This is a genomic window from Pelomonas cellulosilytica (assembly GCF_021353265.1).
Classification (GTDB): domain Bacteria; phylum Pseudomonadota; class Gammaproteobacteria; order Burkholderiales; family Burkholderiaceae_C; genus Pelomonas; species Pelomonas cellulosilytica.
This window is the reverse complement of the sequence record NZ_JAJTWU010000004.1, coordinates 118067-132358: the sequence shown is the minus strand read 5'-3', so window position 1 is coordinate 132358 and position 14292 is coordinate 118067. Positions and strand designations below refer to the sequence as shown.

Sequence of the window (14292 nt, the reverse complement as noted above, 5' to 3'; positions counted from 1 at the left end):
GAGTGGCGCGCGCCTACATGGGCGCGACGTCATTGGAGGTAGGTGAAAGGCGCGAATTCTAAGCGCCGCACCTCCTTGTAGCAGCAGCGCAACAGCGTCACCATGCCCATGAACGTAGCCCGCCACAATGCGTCCGTCTCGGTGCCTGCATGGCACAATCGCCGAGTCCCTAGGAGAAACCCTAAAGGCTTTTCCTAAGGTTAAAGGTTGAGTACTGACTCTCGCAGGGCAACTGCGGCATTCCTTGAGAGGAGAATCATGAAGAAACTGAATCGCGTGGCGTCGCTGTTTGCGGTGGCTGCGGTCGCCGCTGCGGCAGCGTCGGGCGCCTCCGCCCAGACGGTCGACAACTGGCGCGCCGCCGATGGCACCGTCTGGAAGAACGGTACCAACGAATATTGCTGGCGTGACAATTTCTGGACGCCCGCCACCGCTGCCGCTGGCTGCGACGGCGAAATCAAGCCGGCTCCGAAGGTCGAGCCGCCGAAGCCCGTCGCCCCGCCGCCGCCTGTCGCTCCCCCGGCCCCGCCGAAGCCCGTGACGCCGCCGCCCGCACCGGTCAGCGAGAAGGTCACGTTCGCGGCTGACACGTTCTTCGACTTCGACAAGTCGACGCTGAAGCCTGATGCTCAAGCCAAGCTGGACGACCTGGTCAGCAAGACCAAGGGCATCAACCTGGAAGTCATCATCGCCGTCGGCCACACCGACTCGGTGGGCAGCGACGAGTACAACCAGAAGCTGTCGATCCGCCGCTCGGAAGCCGTCAAGGCCTACTTGGTGAGCAAGGGCGTCGAGCCGAACCGCGTCTACACGGAAGGCAAGGGCGAGAAGCAGCCCGTCGCCGACAACAAGACCGCCGAAGGCCGCGCCAAGAACCGCCGCACCGAGATTGAAGTCGTCGGTACGCGCAACAAGTAAGCTCTGCGCCTTCGGGCGCCTTGCACAAAGCCCCGCACGGCCCGCCGTCGGGGCTTTTTTCTTGGTGCGCCCGGCAGGGCGCACCTACTTGGAGGTGAAAGTCCTCTACCAGCCCGGTAAGGGGAATGGTTAGCGGGGCCGCCGAGGCCACCAGCGAGAGGCGAAGGACCGAACGAGAGCAAGTGACCGAGGACCTGGGAATGTCGAAGGCCATGCGTCAGATGTCGGGGCAACCCGGGCGGGTAGGCGTAGCGCATGGCGAAGCCGGGCTTGACCCCTCCAGCGACGAAGCCTGCGGCCCGCCCCAGGAACACCAGGGCACATGGGCGGCAAGGTCGACGGTGGGGACAGGTGCCCCTGCTGAAGGCGGCGCTGACGAGAGAGAACCTGCAAGCGGCGTGGAAGCGGGTCAAGGCCAACAAGGGCGCGCCGGACAGGCGCGAGCTGGACGAGTAGCTATGCCACCGGCTGCGAGCCATCCAACTCAAACAGTGGAAACGCGGCACCACCATCTACCGGGAACTGCTCGGTCTGGGGACCGCGCCGCAGGTTGCACGACAGGTGGCGGCGAACAGCCGCTGCTGGTGGCGCTACAGCGGCAAATTCCTCAACCGCGTGCTCACCATCGCCTGGTTCGACCGACTGGGCCTGCCCAGACTCTCACGACCTCAAGCGCTCGAACCGCCGGGCGCGGACCCGCACGCCCGGTGGTGTGGCAGGGGCACCTCCTAAGATTGAGCTTCCCTATGCCGATTTTCCAGATACCGTCATGACGATCAATGCCGATCCGCAGGAGCTCGCCAAGTTCGGCGAGCTGGCCCACCGCTGGTGGGATCCTGAAAGCGACTTCAAGCCGCTGCACCAGATCAATCCCTTGCGGCTGGGATGGATCCAGCAGCTGTGCCCACTTGCCGGCAGAAGAGTTGTCGACGTGGGGTGCGGCGGCGGCATCCTGAGCGACGCGATGGCCCGGGCCGGCGCCCAGGTGCTGGGCATAGACCTGTCGACCAAGCCGCTGCGCGTCGCCGAGCTGCACGCAATGGAGGCAGGCACGGAAGGCGTCGAGTACCGCGAGGTGGCCGTCGAGGCGCTCGCGGCTGAGCAGCCTTCGGGCTTCGACGTCGTTACCTGCATGGAGATGCTCGAGCACGTGCCGGACCCCGCGTCTGTCGTGCGCGCCTGCGCCGAGCTGGTGAAGCCGGGCGGCTGGGTCTTCCTGTCGACGCTGAACCGCAATGCCAAATCGTTCATGCTGGCCATCGTCGGTGCCGAATACGTGCTGAGCATGCTTCCCAAGGGCACGCACGAGTACGCCCGGTTCATCAGGCCATCCGAGCTGGCGCAGTTCTGCCGTGATGCCGGACTGGAAGCCCAGGCCAGCCGCGGCCTCACCTACAACCCGATCACCCAACGCTATAGCCTGGGCAGCGACACCGACGTCAATTACCTGGTGGCTTGCCGGCGGCCGCTATGACACCGCCGGCTGCCCGGTGGGCGCATCTGGAAGTCGTGCTTTTCGATCTGGACGGCACGCTGATCGACAGCGCGCCGGACCTCGGGCGAGCCGCAAATGCCATGCGCCTGGACCGCGGCTTGGCGGCATTGCCGGTGGAGCAATACCGGCCCCACGGCGGATCGGGCGCTCGCGGCATGCTCGGCCAAGCGTTCGGCGTCGCGCCGGGCGATGCGGCATACGACAACCTCAGGCAAGAGTTCCTTGAGCGATACGAGCGGGTCATGCATGACAACACCCATCTGTTCGATGGTGTCGCCGAGGAGCTGGCCGCCCTGGACGCTGCAGGCCTGCGCTGGGGAATCGTCACCAACAAGGCCGAGCGCTTCGCACTACCGCTTGCCGCTGCGTTGGGCTTGAGCGCAGCGGCCATCGTGGGTGGAGACACGACCGGCTTTACCAAGCCGCATCCCGAGCCGCTTCTGGAAGCGGCGCGTCGCCTGAACGTCCAGCCATCGACGTGTCTCTATGTCGGTGACGACGCGCGCGACATCACGGCAGGGAGGGCCGCCGGCATGGCGACGGCGGTGGCACGCTGGGGCTACCTCGGCCCGCACGCCGAGCCTAGCAGCTGGCGTGCAGATATTGAACTGCTTGCGCCTCGCGATCTCTTGAAAGCGCTCAAGGTGGCCTAAACTACGACGTTCTGGGGCCGACCTGGTTTCGACGTGGGTGCGGATCTGGAGTAGGGCATGTCGAGCACCAGTTCGCTCGTAAAACCACTGGAAACAAAGTAACTGCAAACGACTCTACGTTCGCACTCGCCGCTTAATTGCGGATGAGCTTCTCAACGGCAGGCCGATGGGCCGGGCTGAGTTCCGCAAGGGGCAAGGCTGAGAAGTCACTCACATCGGCTGGCGTCGTATCGGGTCACTCGGTGCGGCGCGAGATTTAGTGACTGGCGGGAAAGCTAGCGTGCCACTGCGCGAGTTGACCGTGAGATTCAAATCAGCTGGCTAAACATGTAGAACTGCCCGGTGATGGCTTGCGGACGCGGGTTCAATTCCCGCCGGCTCCACCATCTAAGAGTTCAGCGAAGGTGCGCTGAAGTCAAAAAGGCCTAGGTCAATCAACGACTTAGGCCTTTTTCTTTGTCCGCCAGGGTCGGGGCAAATGCGCCGCCTTCCTACATCTGACGGGGCAACTTCCGGGGGTAAGTGCCGGCAAACTCAACCTGACGTAAGCGCGTGGCGACACACCTTGACGGTCAAGAGGCAGCGTGTTTGACCCAGCCCCTGACACCGGGGATGGGAGTCGCCGTCCAACGGCGAACGGTCTCGAGCTCGGTGACCAGCGATTGGGCAGCAGCTCGTCGATCCGACTGGCGGGGCGGCGCGCGTCAAGCAACTTGTCGCCTCGGCTATGCAGCCAATGGCTGACTATCCTTGCTGGGCCGGGTCGCAGCGACGACAGAGTCGCGCTCTGGGCTGAGCATGACCACCTCAATATGCGACCAGTCGCGTGTGTTGCCTGACCAGCGCGCCGGATTGCGCTGGCGGGACTCGAGATACACGTCGTGCCGGGCCGAGAGGCAGTTGGCGCAGCAGTGCGTACTGAGGAGTGCGTTCGTTACTGACCCGGAACGAGGTGACCGTGGGACTCAAACGAAAAGTTGGCTGGCTGATTCCAAGCGCGGCAACAAGTCGGGCAGCTGACATTCGGCCCCTACGTAGCGCATGCTCAATTTCGTGCGCCACATCGGGGTGCCGGATTGCCATCTTGAGTCTCCGCGAATAGCCCAATGAATAGTTCGGTGAATATCATATTGGCCCCTCGACTTGCCAAGCCGCGGCTCAGCGCGATGCCGCTAGGACATCTCTCACGTCAACCAACGCAGCTGCAGGCTTTCCGAAAGCCGTAGCGCACTTCAGCAAGGCCGCGAGAGATGGCTGCAAATGCCTTCGTTCGATAGCGCCCGTCCGACCACCACCCACCGAAGGCCAAGTGCGGTACAGCGCTCTTGAGCTTATCGCCCTAGAAGTGGGTCAGCTCGGTCGGATGCTGGACGGCCACCCCGTTAGCGGAACAACAGCAGCAGCGACTCGAAGGCCGACTCGCTTTGCATTCCCAGCGCATCCCAACTCAGTGGCCATGCACCGAACGCAAGTGCCTGTGTTCCTTCAGGGGCGCAGCTGGCTCCTGCGACGCTTCCTCCAGCCCGACGAGGATGCCGCACTGGTCTGCAGGCCGGTCGGTGCCGCAACGCTGCCTCAGCTGCTTAAGCTCCCTTTCCAGCACACGCAGCTCCTTGATGCGCTTGGACACGTGCCCGATGTGTTCGTCCAGCAGGGAATTGACGTCGCCGCAGTCTTCGGTCGGTGCGTCCTTGAAGCGGAGCAGCACCCGAACCTCGTCGAGCGACATGTCCAGGCCTCGGCAATACCGAATGAACTGCAGCCGTTCCAGGTGCGGCGCCTCGTAGACCCTGAAGTTCCCCTGCGTCCTACCCGGAGCGGGGAGCAGACCTTCCTTCTCGTAGAAGCGGATGGTCTCGATGGGAGTGGCTGACGCGGTGGATAGGTCCCCGATTCTCACGATCGCTCCAAGGCTCGTTACCGTGAAAGTATAGGGACTTGACTCTGTAGTAACTACAGGTTGTCAAATATCCTTGCCCCGATCGAAATCGCCAAAATGAGCAGCCACTGCCACCACGACTACGCCGACCATAGCCATGATCATGGACACACGCATGGCGAGGAGCATGACCACCCTGGCCACGACCACGACCACGACCACGACCAGAGTCACGGTCATGCACACGGGCACGAGGCGTCGTGTTGCGGTTCTACCTGTGGCACGGAGCGGCACGCCCCCACGACCTCGGCGAGGGGCGGGCTGCTGCTGCGTATCCCTGCGATGGACTGTCCGACCGAAGAGGGACAGATTCGCCGTGCCCTTGAGCACCTCCCTGAGGTGCGCGGGCTGCGGTTCGACCTTCCCGTACGCGCCCTGAGCGTCGACACCCCGCTCTCAAGCTGGGAACCGGTCATAGCTGCCATCAACAGCCTCGGCTTCAAGACCGAAACGCTGTCGGCACCGCCTCCTGCGGAGGACACCGCCAAAGCCCAGCGCGTCGAGCTGACCCGGCTGGTAGCAGCGCTGCTCGTCGCCATTGCCGCCGAACTCATTCACTTCCTGGCCCCGGAGACTACGGTTTGGAAGGCGGTTGGCATGCCCGTCGCCGCGGTCGCCATTGCGCTTTCCGGCCTGAGCGTATTCAAGAAGGGACTGAGCTCGCTTTTCCGCGGTCGGCTGAACATCAACGCGCTGATGTCAGTTGCCGTCGCCGGTGCCTTCTTCATCGGGCAGTGGCCCGAAGCCGCGATGGTCATGGCGCTGTATTCCCTGGCCGAGCTCATCGAAGCACGGTCGGTCGAACGCGCCCGCAACGCCATCACCGGCCTGCTAGCGCTGTCGCCACCGCAGGTGGAAGTGCGCCTGCCTGATGGCGCATGGTCAAGCGTTGATGCCAAGTCTGTCGCCGTGGGCGCGACTGCTCGCGTGAAGCCTGGGGAGCGGTTTGCCCTCGATGGGCGCGTGACCGCAGGGCAGGGCGCCGTTGACCAATCTCCTGTGACTGGCGAGAGCATCCCGGTCGACAAATCCCCTGGCGACAACGTCTTCGCTGGAACCATCAACCAGAGCGGCTCGCTCGAGTTCGAGGTCACCAAGCCTGCGGCCGACACGGTGCTGGCACGCATCATCCACGCCGTCGAGGAGGCTCAAGGCCAACGTGCGCCCACGCAGCGCTTCGTCGACAAGTTCGCGGCCATCTACACGCCGGCCATCTTCGTGCTCGCGCTTGCCGTGGCCCTCGGGACGCCGTTCCTTATGGGCTGGCCGTGGATGACGGCGGTCTACAAGGCCCTGGTCCTCCTCGTCATCGCCTGTCCCTGCGCCCTCGTCATTTCGACACCGGTGACGGTCGTCAGCGGTCTGGCAGCGGCGGCTCGCCACGGCATCCTCATCAAGGGCGGCGTATATCTGGAAGAGGCCCGCAAGCTCAAGGTGGTAGCGCTGGACAAAACCGGCACGTTGACCGAGGGCAAGCCGCGTTTGGTCGCTAACTCCGTCCTCTTGCAAGGTTTGCCTGAGGCCGACGCGCTGCGCATTGCCAAGAGCCTGGCATCACGCTCCGACCATCCGGTATCCAAGGCCGTTGCCACCGGCCTGGAAGGGGAGGCGCTGCCCGTCGATGACTTCGGCGCCGACATTGGCCGTGGCGTTCATGGTGCCGTCGATGGCCACAAGTACATCCTCGGCAACCACCGTTGGATTCACGAGCGTGGGCTGTGCTCCGCCGAGCTGGAGGTGCGGCTTGAAGAGCACGAGGCACTGGGACGCACGTTGTCGCTGCTGGCAGACGAAGAGCGCGTCCTCGCGCTGTTCGCGGTCGCCGACACCGTCAAGGAGACCAGCAAGCAGGCCGTCGCCGACCTGAATGCTCTCGGCGTGCGGTCCATCATGCTGACCGGCGATAACCCGTCGACCGCGAAGGCAATCGCTGGCCAGGTAGGCATCGACGACGTCCGGGCCAACCTGCTGCCCGAGGACAAGCTCAAAGTGATTTCCGAGCTGGGCCAGACCCATCAGACGGGCATGGTCGGGGATGGCGTCAACGACTCGCCCAGCCTGGCGGCGGCTGCCGTGGGCTTCTCGATGGGCGGCGCCGGCACCGACACCGCCAAAGAAGCGGCCGACGTGCTGGTCATGAATGACGACCTGCGCAAGGTGCCCGAGACCATTCGTCTTTCCAAGCGCACCTACGCAGTCCTTTGGCAGAACATCATCCTTGCGCTTGGCATCAAGGCCATCTTCTTCGTGCTCGCCGTTTTCGGCAGTGCCACGATGTGGATGGCCGTCTTCGCCGACATGGGTGCGAGCCTCCTGGTTGTCTTCAACGGTCTACGCCTGCTCGGTGGCGTGGAGAAGTCGCGCACATGAACAACCGGACCGGTGTGCCTATGTCCGCGCCGGCGCCTGGCTGCGAGCGTCATGTCACGGTGACATGAACTCAACGGTTAGACTTCTTCTTCCATGCTCCTCCGCAGCTTCCACCGCCTGACCGTCACGTTCCTGGTGATGCTGTCTTTGCTGCTGCCGCTTCAGGTGGCATGGGGCTCTGCGGCTGCGTATTGCGAGCATGAAACCACCACCGAGGCCTCCAAGCACTTCGGTCACCATCAGCACGAGCACAAGGGGTCCTCGCACGACGTATCGGCGAAGAAGTCCACTGTGAAGAAAGCGGTTGTGGACAACGACTGCGCCGCCTGCCACATGAGCAGTTCGGCCATCGCTTGCGTCGCCGCAGAAGGCGTCTCGGCTCCTGGCCTCTCGTCTGACTTGGTCCCTCGCACCTCAGGTGCCCACGAATCTGCGCTCGCTCGAGCGCCAGACCGCCCTCAGTGGCGCCGTCTCGCCTAGCCGGCGAGACAGGAGGACTTCCAACCACACCCGTCTCGCCGAATCCCTGGTTTCAACCTATGAGATTCGATGAGAAGAATTCTTTGGCCGCTCGGGCTGGCGGCAGCATTGCTCAGCCCATTCACCGTCCGCGCCCAACTGGCGACAAACACGGCGGCAGACACCCTCACCCTTGAACAGGCGCTCGAGCTGGCGACATCGCGAAGCTTCGTGGTGTCGGCGGCGCAGCGAGAGCTTGAGGCCCAGGATGGCTCCGTCCGGCAGGCCGGCGCGTTCCGCAACCCGGAACTCGCTGCAAGCGTTGAGGACACCCGTAGCGCGACACGGACGACCACGACGACGCTGAACATTCCGTTGGAGCTGGGCGGCAAGCGCACCGCCCGCGTGAATGCGGCTCAGCGCTCCCGTGACCTCGCCCAGGTCGAACTGGCCAACGCGAAGGCCCAGGTTCGTTCATCGGCCATCGCGGCGTACTTCGCAGTGCTCGCAGCACAGGAGCGCTCGAAGCTGGCCACCAACTCGGCAGACCTCGCCACGAGTGGCGTACAGGCCGTATCCAAGCGTGTAGCGGCCGGCAAGGTCTCGCCGGTGGACGCCACCCGCGCCCAGATCGACCAAGCCAACACGCAGCTTGAGCTCGCTGAAGCGCAAGCGGAGCTGACGACGGCCCGCCATGCACTGGCCAACCTCTGGGGCGACCCGGTACCACGGTTCGTGCGTGTTGCAGGCGACATCAACGTCATTCCCGAACGCGCACCTCTGCCAGAGTTGATGGGGCGACTCGAGGAAGCTCCGACGCTGCTAGCCGCCCGTACGGAGGTGGAGCGCCGCAAGGCGCTGGTGGATGTCGAGCGCAGCAAGGTGACGCCGGACGTGACGCTGAGCGTTGGCGCGAAGCGCGACAACGAACTGGGACGCACGCAGGCCATCGTCGGCCTGTCTATCCCGTTGCCGCTCTTTGACCGCAACCAGGGCGCGGTCTACGAGGCCAGCAAACGCGCCGACAAGGCCGAGGACGAGTTCCAGGCCGCTCGCCTGCGCGTCCTTGCCGACCTGCAGACGGCAGCAGCGCAGCTATCCGTTGCTCGCACATCGCTGCAGGCGCTGCAGTCAACGGTGCTACCCGCTGCACAGCAGGCCTACGAGTCGGCAAGCAAGGGCTTCGAGGCCGGCAAGTTCGGCTTCCTTGACGTCATCGACGCGCAGCGCTCCCTGCTGCAAGCCCGAGCGCGCTACCTGAGCACGCTCTCCAACGCATACCAGGCCGCCGCGGCCATCGACCGCCTGCTCGGTCGCTGAGAACGGAACACCAACATGGCAATCACAAAGAAACAGCGCGTCGCAATGGCGATCATCGTCCTCACCGGCCTGCTGGCCGGCGGCGGACTGCTGCTCACCGAACGGCACAAGACGGGCGAAGAAGCCGAACAGGGCGAAGAAGCCGGTCACGCACACAAGGAAGGCGACGACGACAAGAAGTCCGCCCCAGCTGCCAAGGAGGCGCATGAGGAGCGTGAAGAGCGCTCGGTCAAGTTGACCGAGGACCAGGTCAAGAAGGCGGGCATCGCCGTGCAAGCCGCAGGCCCGGCAAAGCTCCAGGCCGCCGCCGAGTTCACCGGCGAAATCCGCTTCAACGAGGACCGCACCGCCCACGTTGTGCCCCGCCTGGCCGGTGTGGCCGAGCAGGTCGTTGCCAATCTCGGCCAGTCGGTGCGCAAGGGCGAGGTGCTGGCCGTCATCGCCAGCAACTCGCTGTCCGAGCAACGCAGCGAGCTGCTGACCGCCAAGGAGCGCCGCGACGCGGCCCGCGTCACCTACGAGCGCGAGAAGAAGCTCTGGCAGGAGAAGATTTCTGCGGAGCAGGACTACCTGCAGGCCCAGTCTGCCCTGCGAGAAGCCGACATCGCGGTCCGCAACGCGACCCAGAAGCTCGCGGCCGTCGGCGCAACAGGTTCATCCGCGAACCTCAACCGCTTCGAGCTGCGCGCACCGTTCGACGGCACGGTGGTCGAAAAGCACCTGGCGCTAGGCGAGGCGGTCAAGGAAGACGCCAGCATCTTCACCGTCTCTGACCTCCGGTCGGTCTGGGCGGAGTTCAACGTCGCGCCCAAGGACCTGGCCACCGTTCGCGTGGGTCAGCGTGTCTCGGTCTCGTCGACCGCGTTTGAAAGCAAGGTGGAAGGCACGATCTCCTACGTTGGCGCCCTATTGGGCGAGCAGACCCGGACTGCACGTGCGCGCGTGACGCTGACCAATCCTGACGGTGCCTGGCGTCCAGGTCTCTTCGTCACCGTGTCGGTGTTCGGCGAGAACCAGGATGTGCCACTGACCGTGCCAGCTGATGCTGTGCAGACCATCGAGAACCAGACCATGGCCTTCAAGGCCGTGTCCGGCGGCTTCGAGGCAACGCCCATCAAGGTGGGGCGCTCTGATGGCCACGTCGTCGAAATCCTGAGCGGCCTGAAGTCTGGTGATCAGGTTGCATCCAAGAACACCTTCATCCTCAAGTCCGAGCTGGGCAAAGCCAGCGCCGGGCACGAGCACTGAGAGGGGGCGAAGCATGTTTGAACGCATCATCCGCTTCTGCATCGAGCAGCGCTGGCTGGTCATGCTGGCCGTGCTTGCCATGGCGGTCCTGGGGGCCTACAGCTACACCAAACTGCCCATCGACGCCGTCGTCGACATCTCCAACGTCCAGGTTGTCGTCAACAGCCAGGCCCCGGGCTACTCGCCGCTCGAGATCGAGCAGCGCGTCACCTATCCCATAGAGACCGTCATGGCTGGCTTGCCCGGCCTGGAGCAGACGCGCTCGCTGTCGCGATACGGCCTGTCCCAGGTCACGGTCATCTTCAAGGACGGGACCGACATCTACTTCGCGCGGCAGCTTGTCAACCAACGCCTGCAGGAAGCCCGGGAGCGCCTACCCGCTGGTGTGACGCCGAGCATGGGCCCCATATCCACCGGTCTGGGAGAAATCTATCTGTGGACGGTTGAGGCCGAGAAGAACGCAAAGAAGCCCGACGGCACGGCCTACACGCCGACGGACCTGCGAGAAATCCAAGACTGGGTCATCAAGCCGCAACTGCGGAATGTGCCCGGCGTCACCGAGATCAACTCCATCGGTGGTTTTGCCAAACAATACGTCGTCGCCCCCAACCTCGAGCGCCTTGGCGCCTTCGGCCTGAGCCTCCCCGACGTCGTCAACGCCCTGGAAAAGAACAACTCCAACCTCGGCGCCGGCTACATTGAGCGGCGAGGCGAACAATATCTGGTGCGCGCGCCCGGCCAGGTCAAGTCCACTGAGGACATTGGCGAAATCATCGTCGGCACGGCACAGGGTCAGCCCATCCGCATCCGGGATGTCGCGGCCGTTGAGCTGGGTCGAGAGCTGCGCACCGGTGCGGCCACCGAGAACGGCCAGGAAGTCGTGCTCGGCACGGTCTTCATGCTGATGGGCGAAAACAGCCGCACCGTCTCGGGGGCTGTCGACAGGCAGATGGAGGCCATCAACAGGACGTTGCCGGCCGGCGTCAAGGCCGTCACGGTCTACGACCGCACCACGCTCGTCGACAAGGCCATCAAGACGGTACAGAAGAACCTGGTCGAAGGTGCGGCGCTGGTCATCGCGGTGCTGTTTGCCTTCCTGGGCAACTTCCGCGCGGCGCTCGTCACGGCGATGGTCATCCCGCTGTCGATGCTCTTCACTTTCACGGGCATGGTCCGCTATGGCATCAGCGCCAACCTGATGAGTCTCGGTGCTCTGGACTTCGGCATCATCGTCGACGGCGCTGTTGTCATCATCGAGAACGCGGTGCGCCGGCTGGCGCACGTGCAGGCCAGCAAGGGCAGGGCGCTGACCCGCAGCGAGCGATTCCATGAGGTCTTCGCGGCGGCCAAGGAAGCCCGTCGTCCACTGCTCTTCGGGCAGCTCATCATCATGGTGGTCTACGTGCCTATCCTTGCCTTGACCGGGGTGGAGGGCAAGATGTTCCATCCGATGGCCTACACCGTGCTGCTCGCGCTGCTGGGCGCGATGGTGCTGTCGGTGACTTTCGTCCCCGCTGCAGTGGCGCTGTTCATCGGTGAACGTGTGACCGAGAAAGAAAACCGCCTGATGGAGTGGGCCAAACGCCGCTACGAGCTTGCGCTCAAAGCGACGTTGGTCAATGCGCCTGTCGTGATGACCTTCGCAACGATGCTGGTCGCCCTGTCTCTGGTAGTGGCCACCAAGCTGGGTAGCGAGTTCGTCCCCAACCTCAACGAGGGCGACTTTGCCATTCAGGCGCTGCGCATCCCTGGGACCAGCCTGACGCAATCGGTGGAGATGCAAAAGCAACTCGAATCCACCCTGAAGGCAAAGTTCCCCGAGATTGAGCGCATCTTTGCTCGCACCGGCACGGCCGAGATTGCGGCAGACCCGATGCCGCCCAACATCAGTGACGGCTACATCATGCTCAAGCCGATGGACCAGTGGCCCGAGCCGCGCAAGACGCGCGACCAGCTGCTGGCGGCGATTCGTGATGAAGCCGCAAAGGTGCCGGGCAACAACTACGAGTTCTCGCAGCCTATCCAACTGCGATTCAACGAACTCATCAGCGGTGTACGGTCGGACGTTGCGGTGAAGATTTTTGGTGACGACAACGACCTGCTCAACGACACGGCAAACAAGATTGCCGCGACGCTGCAAAAGGTCCCGGGCGCTACGGAGGTCAAGGTCGAACAGACCACTGGGCTGCCGATGCTCTCGGTCAACATCGACCGCGCCAAGGCGACGCGATACGGTCTGAACATGACGGACGTGCAGGAGGCCGTGGCTACAGCGGTGGGTGGCCGCGAGGCAGGTACCTTCTTCCAGGGTGACCGCCGCTTCGACATCCTCGTGCGCCTGCCGGAGGACGTGCGCCAAGACGTCGAGGCGCTTAAGCGCTTGCCCATTCCGCTGCCGAAGGCGGCTGGCGAGGGCCGTGCTGCCTACATCCCGCTCGGCGAAGTGGCTTCGTTGGAAGTCGCCCCGGGCCCGAACCAGGTGTCCCGTGAGAACGGTAAGCGCCGAGTGGTCGTCAGCGCCAACGTGACCGGTCGAGACCTTGGCTCGTTTGTGGCCGACGCGCAGGCTTCCATTGCTAGCGTGAAGGTGCCGACGGGCTACTGGACTGCGTGGGGGGGCACCTTCGAGCAGCTGCAATCCGCATCACAGCGTCTGCAGGTGGTTGTTCCGCTGGCCCTCGCGATGGTGTTCATGTTGCTCTTCACCATGTTCGGCAACGTTAAGGACGGCCTGTTGGTCTTCTCCGGCATCCCGTTTGCTTTGACCGGCGGCGTGCTGGCGTTGTGGGTACGGGGCATCCCGTTGTCGATTTCCGCGGCGGTCGGCTTCATCGCCCTTTCCGGCGTTGCCGTGCTCAACGGCCTCGTGATGCTGTCTTTCATCCGCAGCCTCCGCGAGGAAGGCAAAAGCCTCGACGAAGCCATCTGGGAAGGTGCGTTGACGCGCCTGCGGCCGGTGTTGATGACGGCTCTGGTCGCTTCACTTGGTTTCGTTCCCATGGCCCTCGCGACGGGCACCGGGGCCGAAGTCCAACGTCCGTTGGCCACCGTGGTCATCGGCGGCATCTTGTCGTCTTCAGCGTTGACGCTGCTTGTCTTGCCGTTGCTGTACCGGTGGGCGCATCGCAGGGACGACGAAGAGGTCGGCGCTCCACCCCTCGGAGACTTCCTTGAGGGCGGTCTCAAATCCGAAGTGCAACACCCGCTGGTTCAATGAATCGTTGAGGTTGTGATTTGGGATTGGGCGGCCACCCGCAGCGGCGAACGCCAGTCGTGAGTGGCGCGAGGACGGTTGTTGAGCTGGTCAGCGATGGCGTCGAGCTCTTCTTGGCTGAACACCGACAGGTCCGTCCCCTTGGGCATGTACTGGCGCAGCAGTCCGTTGGTGTTCTCGCAGGCCGTTGTTCGTTGCGGTTGGTCAGTTGCGCGGCACATTACTCTGGGCGTCTAAGGTCTCGGCGCTAGACTGGCCATGCTCATGGTTCGCCAACGCCTCCACCGCCTGACCACCGTGTTCTTCGTGGTGCTGTCGCTGCTGTTCTCACAGCTGGCGCTGGCGAGCTACGTCTGCCCGCAACTGGCAGACCCGGCTGCGATGGCGGAAATGATGGCGGCCGGTGCGCCCTGTCAGGGCATGGACCAAGACCAGCCGGGGCTGTGTGCAGAGCACTCCTCCAGTGCAGCCCAATCGTTCGAAGCCGTAAAGGTTCCGACCGTATCGCTGCCCATGGTGGTTCAGGTGCTGGAACTGCCGCTGGTGCTTGATGCCGCCTCGGCCAGGACCGTCCCGGCCGAGGCGACCAGCGAGGCGCAGCCGCCTCCGGACCCACTTTTCCTATCCACACTAAGACTCCGAGTCTGACCAGCTCCGTCGACTGACCGGTGCTGCC

11 protein-coding genes, 1 other RNA gene and 2 pseudogenes are annotated in these 14292 nt (G+C 64.1%); 11 read left to right on the top strand and 3 right to left on the bottom strand.

Annotation, left to right across the window (positions count from 1 at the left end; all coding sequences use genetic code 11):
* Nucleotides 1-258: 258 nt before the first annotated feature.
* From ompA to ssrA, 5 genes and pseudogenes are all read left to right on the top strand, one after another.
* Complete coding sequence (gene ompA, locus LXT13_RS11670) at nt 259-918, top strand: outer membrane protein OmpA (RefSeq protein WP_233372100.1); 660 nt, start codon at nt 259-261, stop codon at nt 916-918.
* Nucleotides 919-1380: 462 nt separating this feature from the next.
* Nucleotides 1381-1581: pseudogene (locus LXT13_RS11665) on the top strand (group II intron reverse transcriptase/maturase); the annotation flags it as partial.
* A 106-nt stretch (nt 1582-1687) separates the two neighbouring features.
* On the top strand, nt 1688-2392 hold the full coding sequence (gene ubiG / locus LXT13_RS11660; protein WP_233372099.1) for a bifunctional 2-polyprenyl-6-hydroxyphenol methylase/3-demethylubiquinol 3-O-methyltransferase UbiG: 705 nt from the start codon (nt 1688-1690) through the stop codon (nt 2390-2392).
* Complete coding sequence (gene gph / locus LXT13_RS11655; RefSeq protein ID WP_233372098.1) at nt 2389-3066, top strand: phosphoglycolate phosphatase; 678 nt, start codon at nt 2389-2391, stop codon at nt 3064-3066. Before ubiG ends, gph begins: the two co-directional genes overlap by 4 nt.
* Before the next feature lie 13 nt (nt 3067-3079).
* Nucleotides 3080-3452, top strand: a transfer-messenger RNA (tmRNA) gene (ssrA, locus tag LXT13_RS11650).
* Between the two features lie 1061 nt (nt 3453-4513).
* Here the strand turns inward: ssrA and cadR are convergent.
* Nucleotides 4514-4966: a Cd(II)/Pb(II)-responsive transcriptional regulator gene (gene cadR, locus LXT13_RS11640; protein ID WP_233372097.1), complete on the bottom strand. Its 453-nt coding sequence runs from the start codon at nt 4964-4966 to the stop codon at nt 4514-4516.
* Between the two features lie 63 nt (nt 4967-5029).
* Nucleotides 5030-5185 carry a hypothetical protein gene (locus LXT13_RS11635; protein WP_233372096.1) on the bottom strand — a complete coding sequence of 52 codons (156 nt, stop codon included), beginning with the start codon at nt 5183-5185 and terminating at the stop codon, nt 5030-5032.
* 102 nt (nt 5186-5287) lie between these two features.
* Between LXT13_RS11635 and LXT13_RS11630 the strand changes: the two genes are divergently transcribed.
* The 5 genes from LXT13_RS11630 (at nt 5288) to LXT13_RS11610 (ending at nt 13619) form a co-directional block, all read left to right on the top strand.
* A complete protein-coding gene (locus LXT13_RS11630; RefSeq protein WP_233372095.1) occupies nt 5288-7375 on the top strand; it encodes a heavy metal translocating P-type ATPase in 2088 nt (695 codons plus the stop codon).
* Nucleotides 7376-7468: 93 nt separating this feature from the next.
* Entirely contained in the window at nt 7469-7855 is a 387-nt protein-coding gene (gene czcI, locus LXT13_RS11625) for a cation efflux protein, CzcI family (protein WP_233372094.1), read from the top strand.
* Between the two features lie 69 nt (nt 7856-7924).
* The gene (locus LXT13_RS11620) at nt 7925-9154 is read left to right on the top strand and encodes a TolC family protein (protein ID WP_233372093.1); all 1230 of its coding nucleotides are present in this window, start codon (nt 7925-7927) and stop codon (nt 9152-9154) included.
* Nucleotides 9155-9169: 15 nt separating this feature from the next.
* Nucleotides 9170-10402, top strand: a complete 1233-nt coding sequence (locus LXT13_RS11615; protein WP_233372092.1) for an efflux RND transporter periplasmic adaptor subunit — start codon at nt 9170-9172, stop codon at nt 10400-10402.
* A gap of 13 nt (nt 10403-10415) precedes the next feature.
* Nucleotides 10416-13619, top strand: coding sequence for a CusA/CzcA family heavy metal efflux RND transporter (locus LXT13_RS11610; RefSeq protein ID WP_233372091.1), 3204 nt, complete (start codon nt 10416-10418; stop codon nt 13617-13619).
* Here LXT13_RS11610 and LXT13_RS11605 read toward each other — a convergent pair.
* A pseudogene (locus LXT13_RS11605) lies at nt 13613-13816 on the bottom strand (IS30 family transposase); the annotation flags it as partial. The gene LXT13_RS11610 and the pseudogene LXT13_RS11605 overlap by 7 nt on opposite strands.
* Before the next feature lie 58 nt (nt 13817-13874).
* On the opposite strand from LXT13_RS11605, the gene LXT13_RS11600 reads away from it, so the two are divergent.
* On the top strand, nt 13875-14264 hold the full coding sequence (locus LXT13_RS11600; RefSeq protein ID WP_233372090.1) for a hypothetical protein: 390 nt from the start codon (nt 13875-13877) through the stop codon (nt 14262-14264).
* Nucleotides 14265-14292 lie beyond the last annotated feature (28 nt).

What these genes read in the sequence shown, in the direction of transcription:
- ompA (WP_233372100.1), top strand. Translation starts at nt 259, where the DNA reads ATGAAGAAACTGAATCGCGTGGCGTCGCTGTTTGCGGTGGCTGCGGTC.
- ubiG (WP_233372099.1), top strand. Translation starts at nt 1,688, where the DNA reads ATGACGATCAATGCCGATCCGCAGGAGCTCGCCAAGTTCGGCGAGCTG.
- gph (WP_233372098.1), top strand. Translation starts at nt 2,389, where the DNA reads ATGACACCGCCGGCTGCCCGGTGGGCGCATCTGGAAGTCGTGCTTTTC.
- LXT13_RS11635 (WP_233372096.1), bottom strand. Translation starts at nt 5,185, where the DNA reads ATGACCGTGACTCTGGTCGTGGTCGTGGTCGTGGTCGTGGCCAGGGTG.
- LXT13_RS11630 (WP_233372095.1), top strand. Translation starts at nt 5,288, where the DNA reads ATGGACTGTCCGACCGAAGAGGGACAGATTCGCCGTGCCCTTGAGCAC.
- czcI (WP_233372094.1), top strand. Translation starts at nt 7,469, where the DNA reads ATGCTCCTCCGCAGCTTCCACCGCCTGACCGTCACGTTCCTGGTGATG.
- LXT13_RS11620 (WP_233372093.1), top strand. Translation starts at nt 7,925, where the DNA reads ATGAGAAGAATTCTTTGGCCGCTCGGGCTGGCGGCAGCATTGCTCAGC.
- LXT13_RS11615 (WP_233372092.1), top strand. Translation starts at nt 9,170, where the DNA reads ATGGCAATCACAAAGAAACAGCGCGTCGCAATGGCGATCATCGTCCTC.
- LXT13_RS11610 (WP_233372091.1), top strand. Translation starts at nt 10,416, where the DNA reads ATGTTTGAACGCATCATCCGCTTCTGCATCGAGCAGCGCTGGCTGGTC.
- LXT13_RS11600 (WP_233372090.1), top strand. Translation starts at nt 13,875, where the DNA reads ATGCTCATGGTTCGCCAACGCCTCCACCGCCTGACCACCGTGTTCTTC.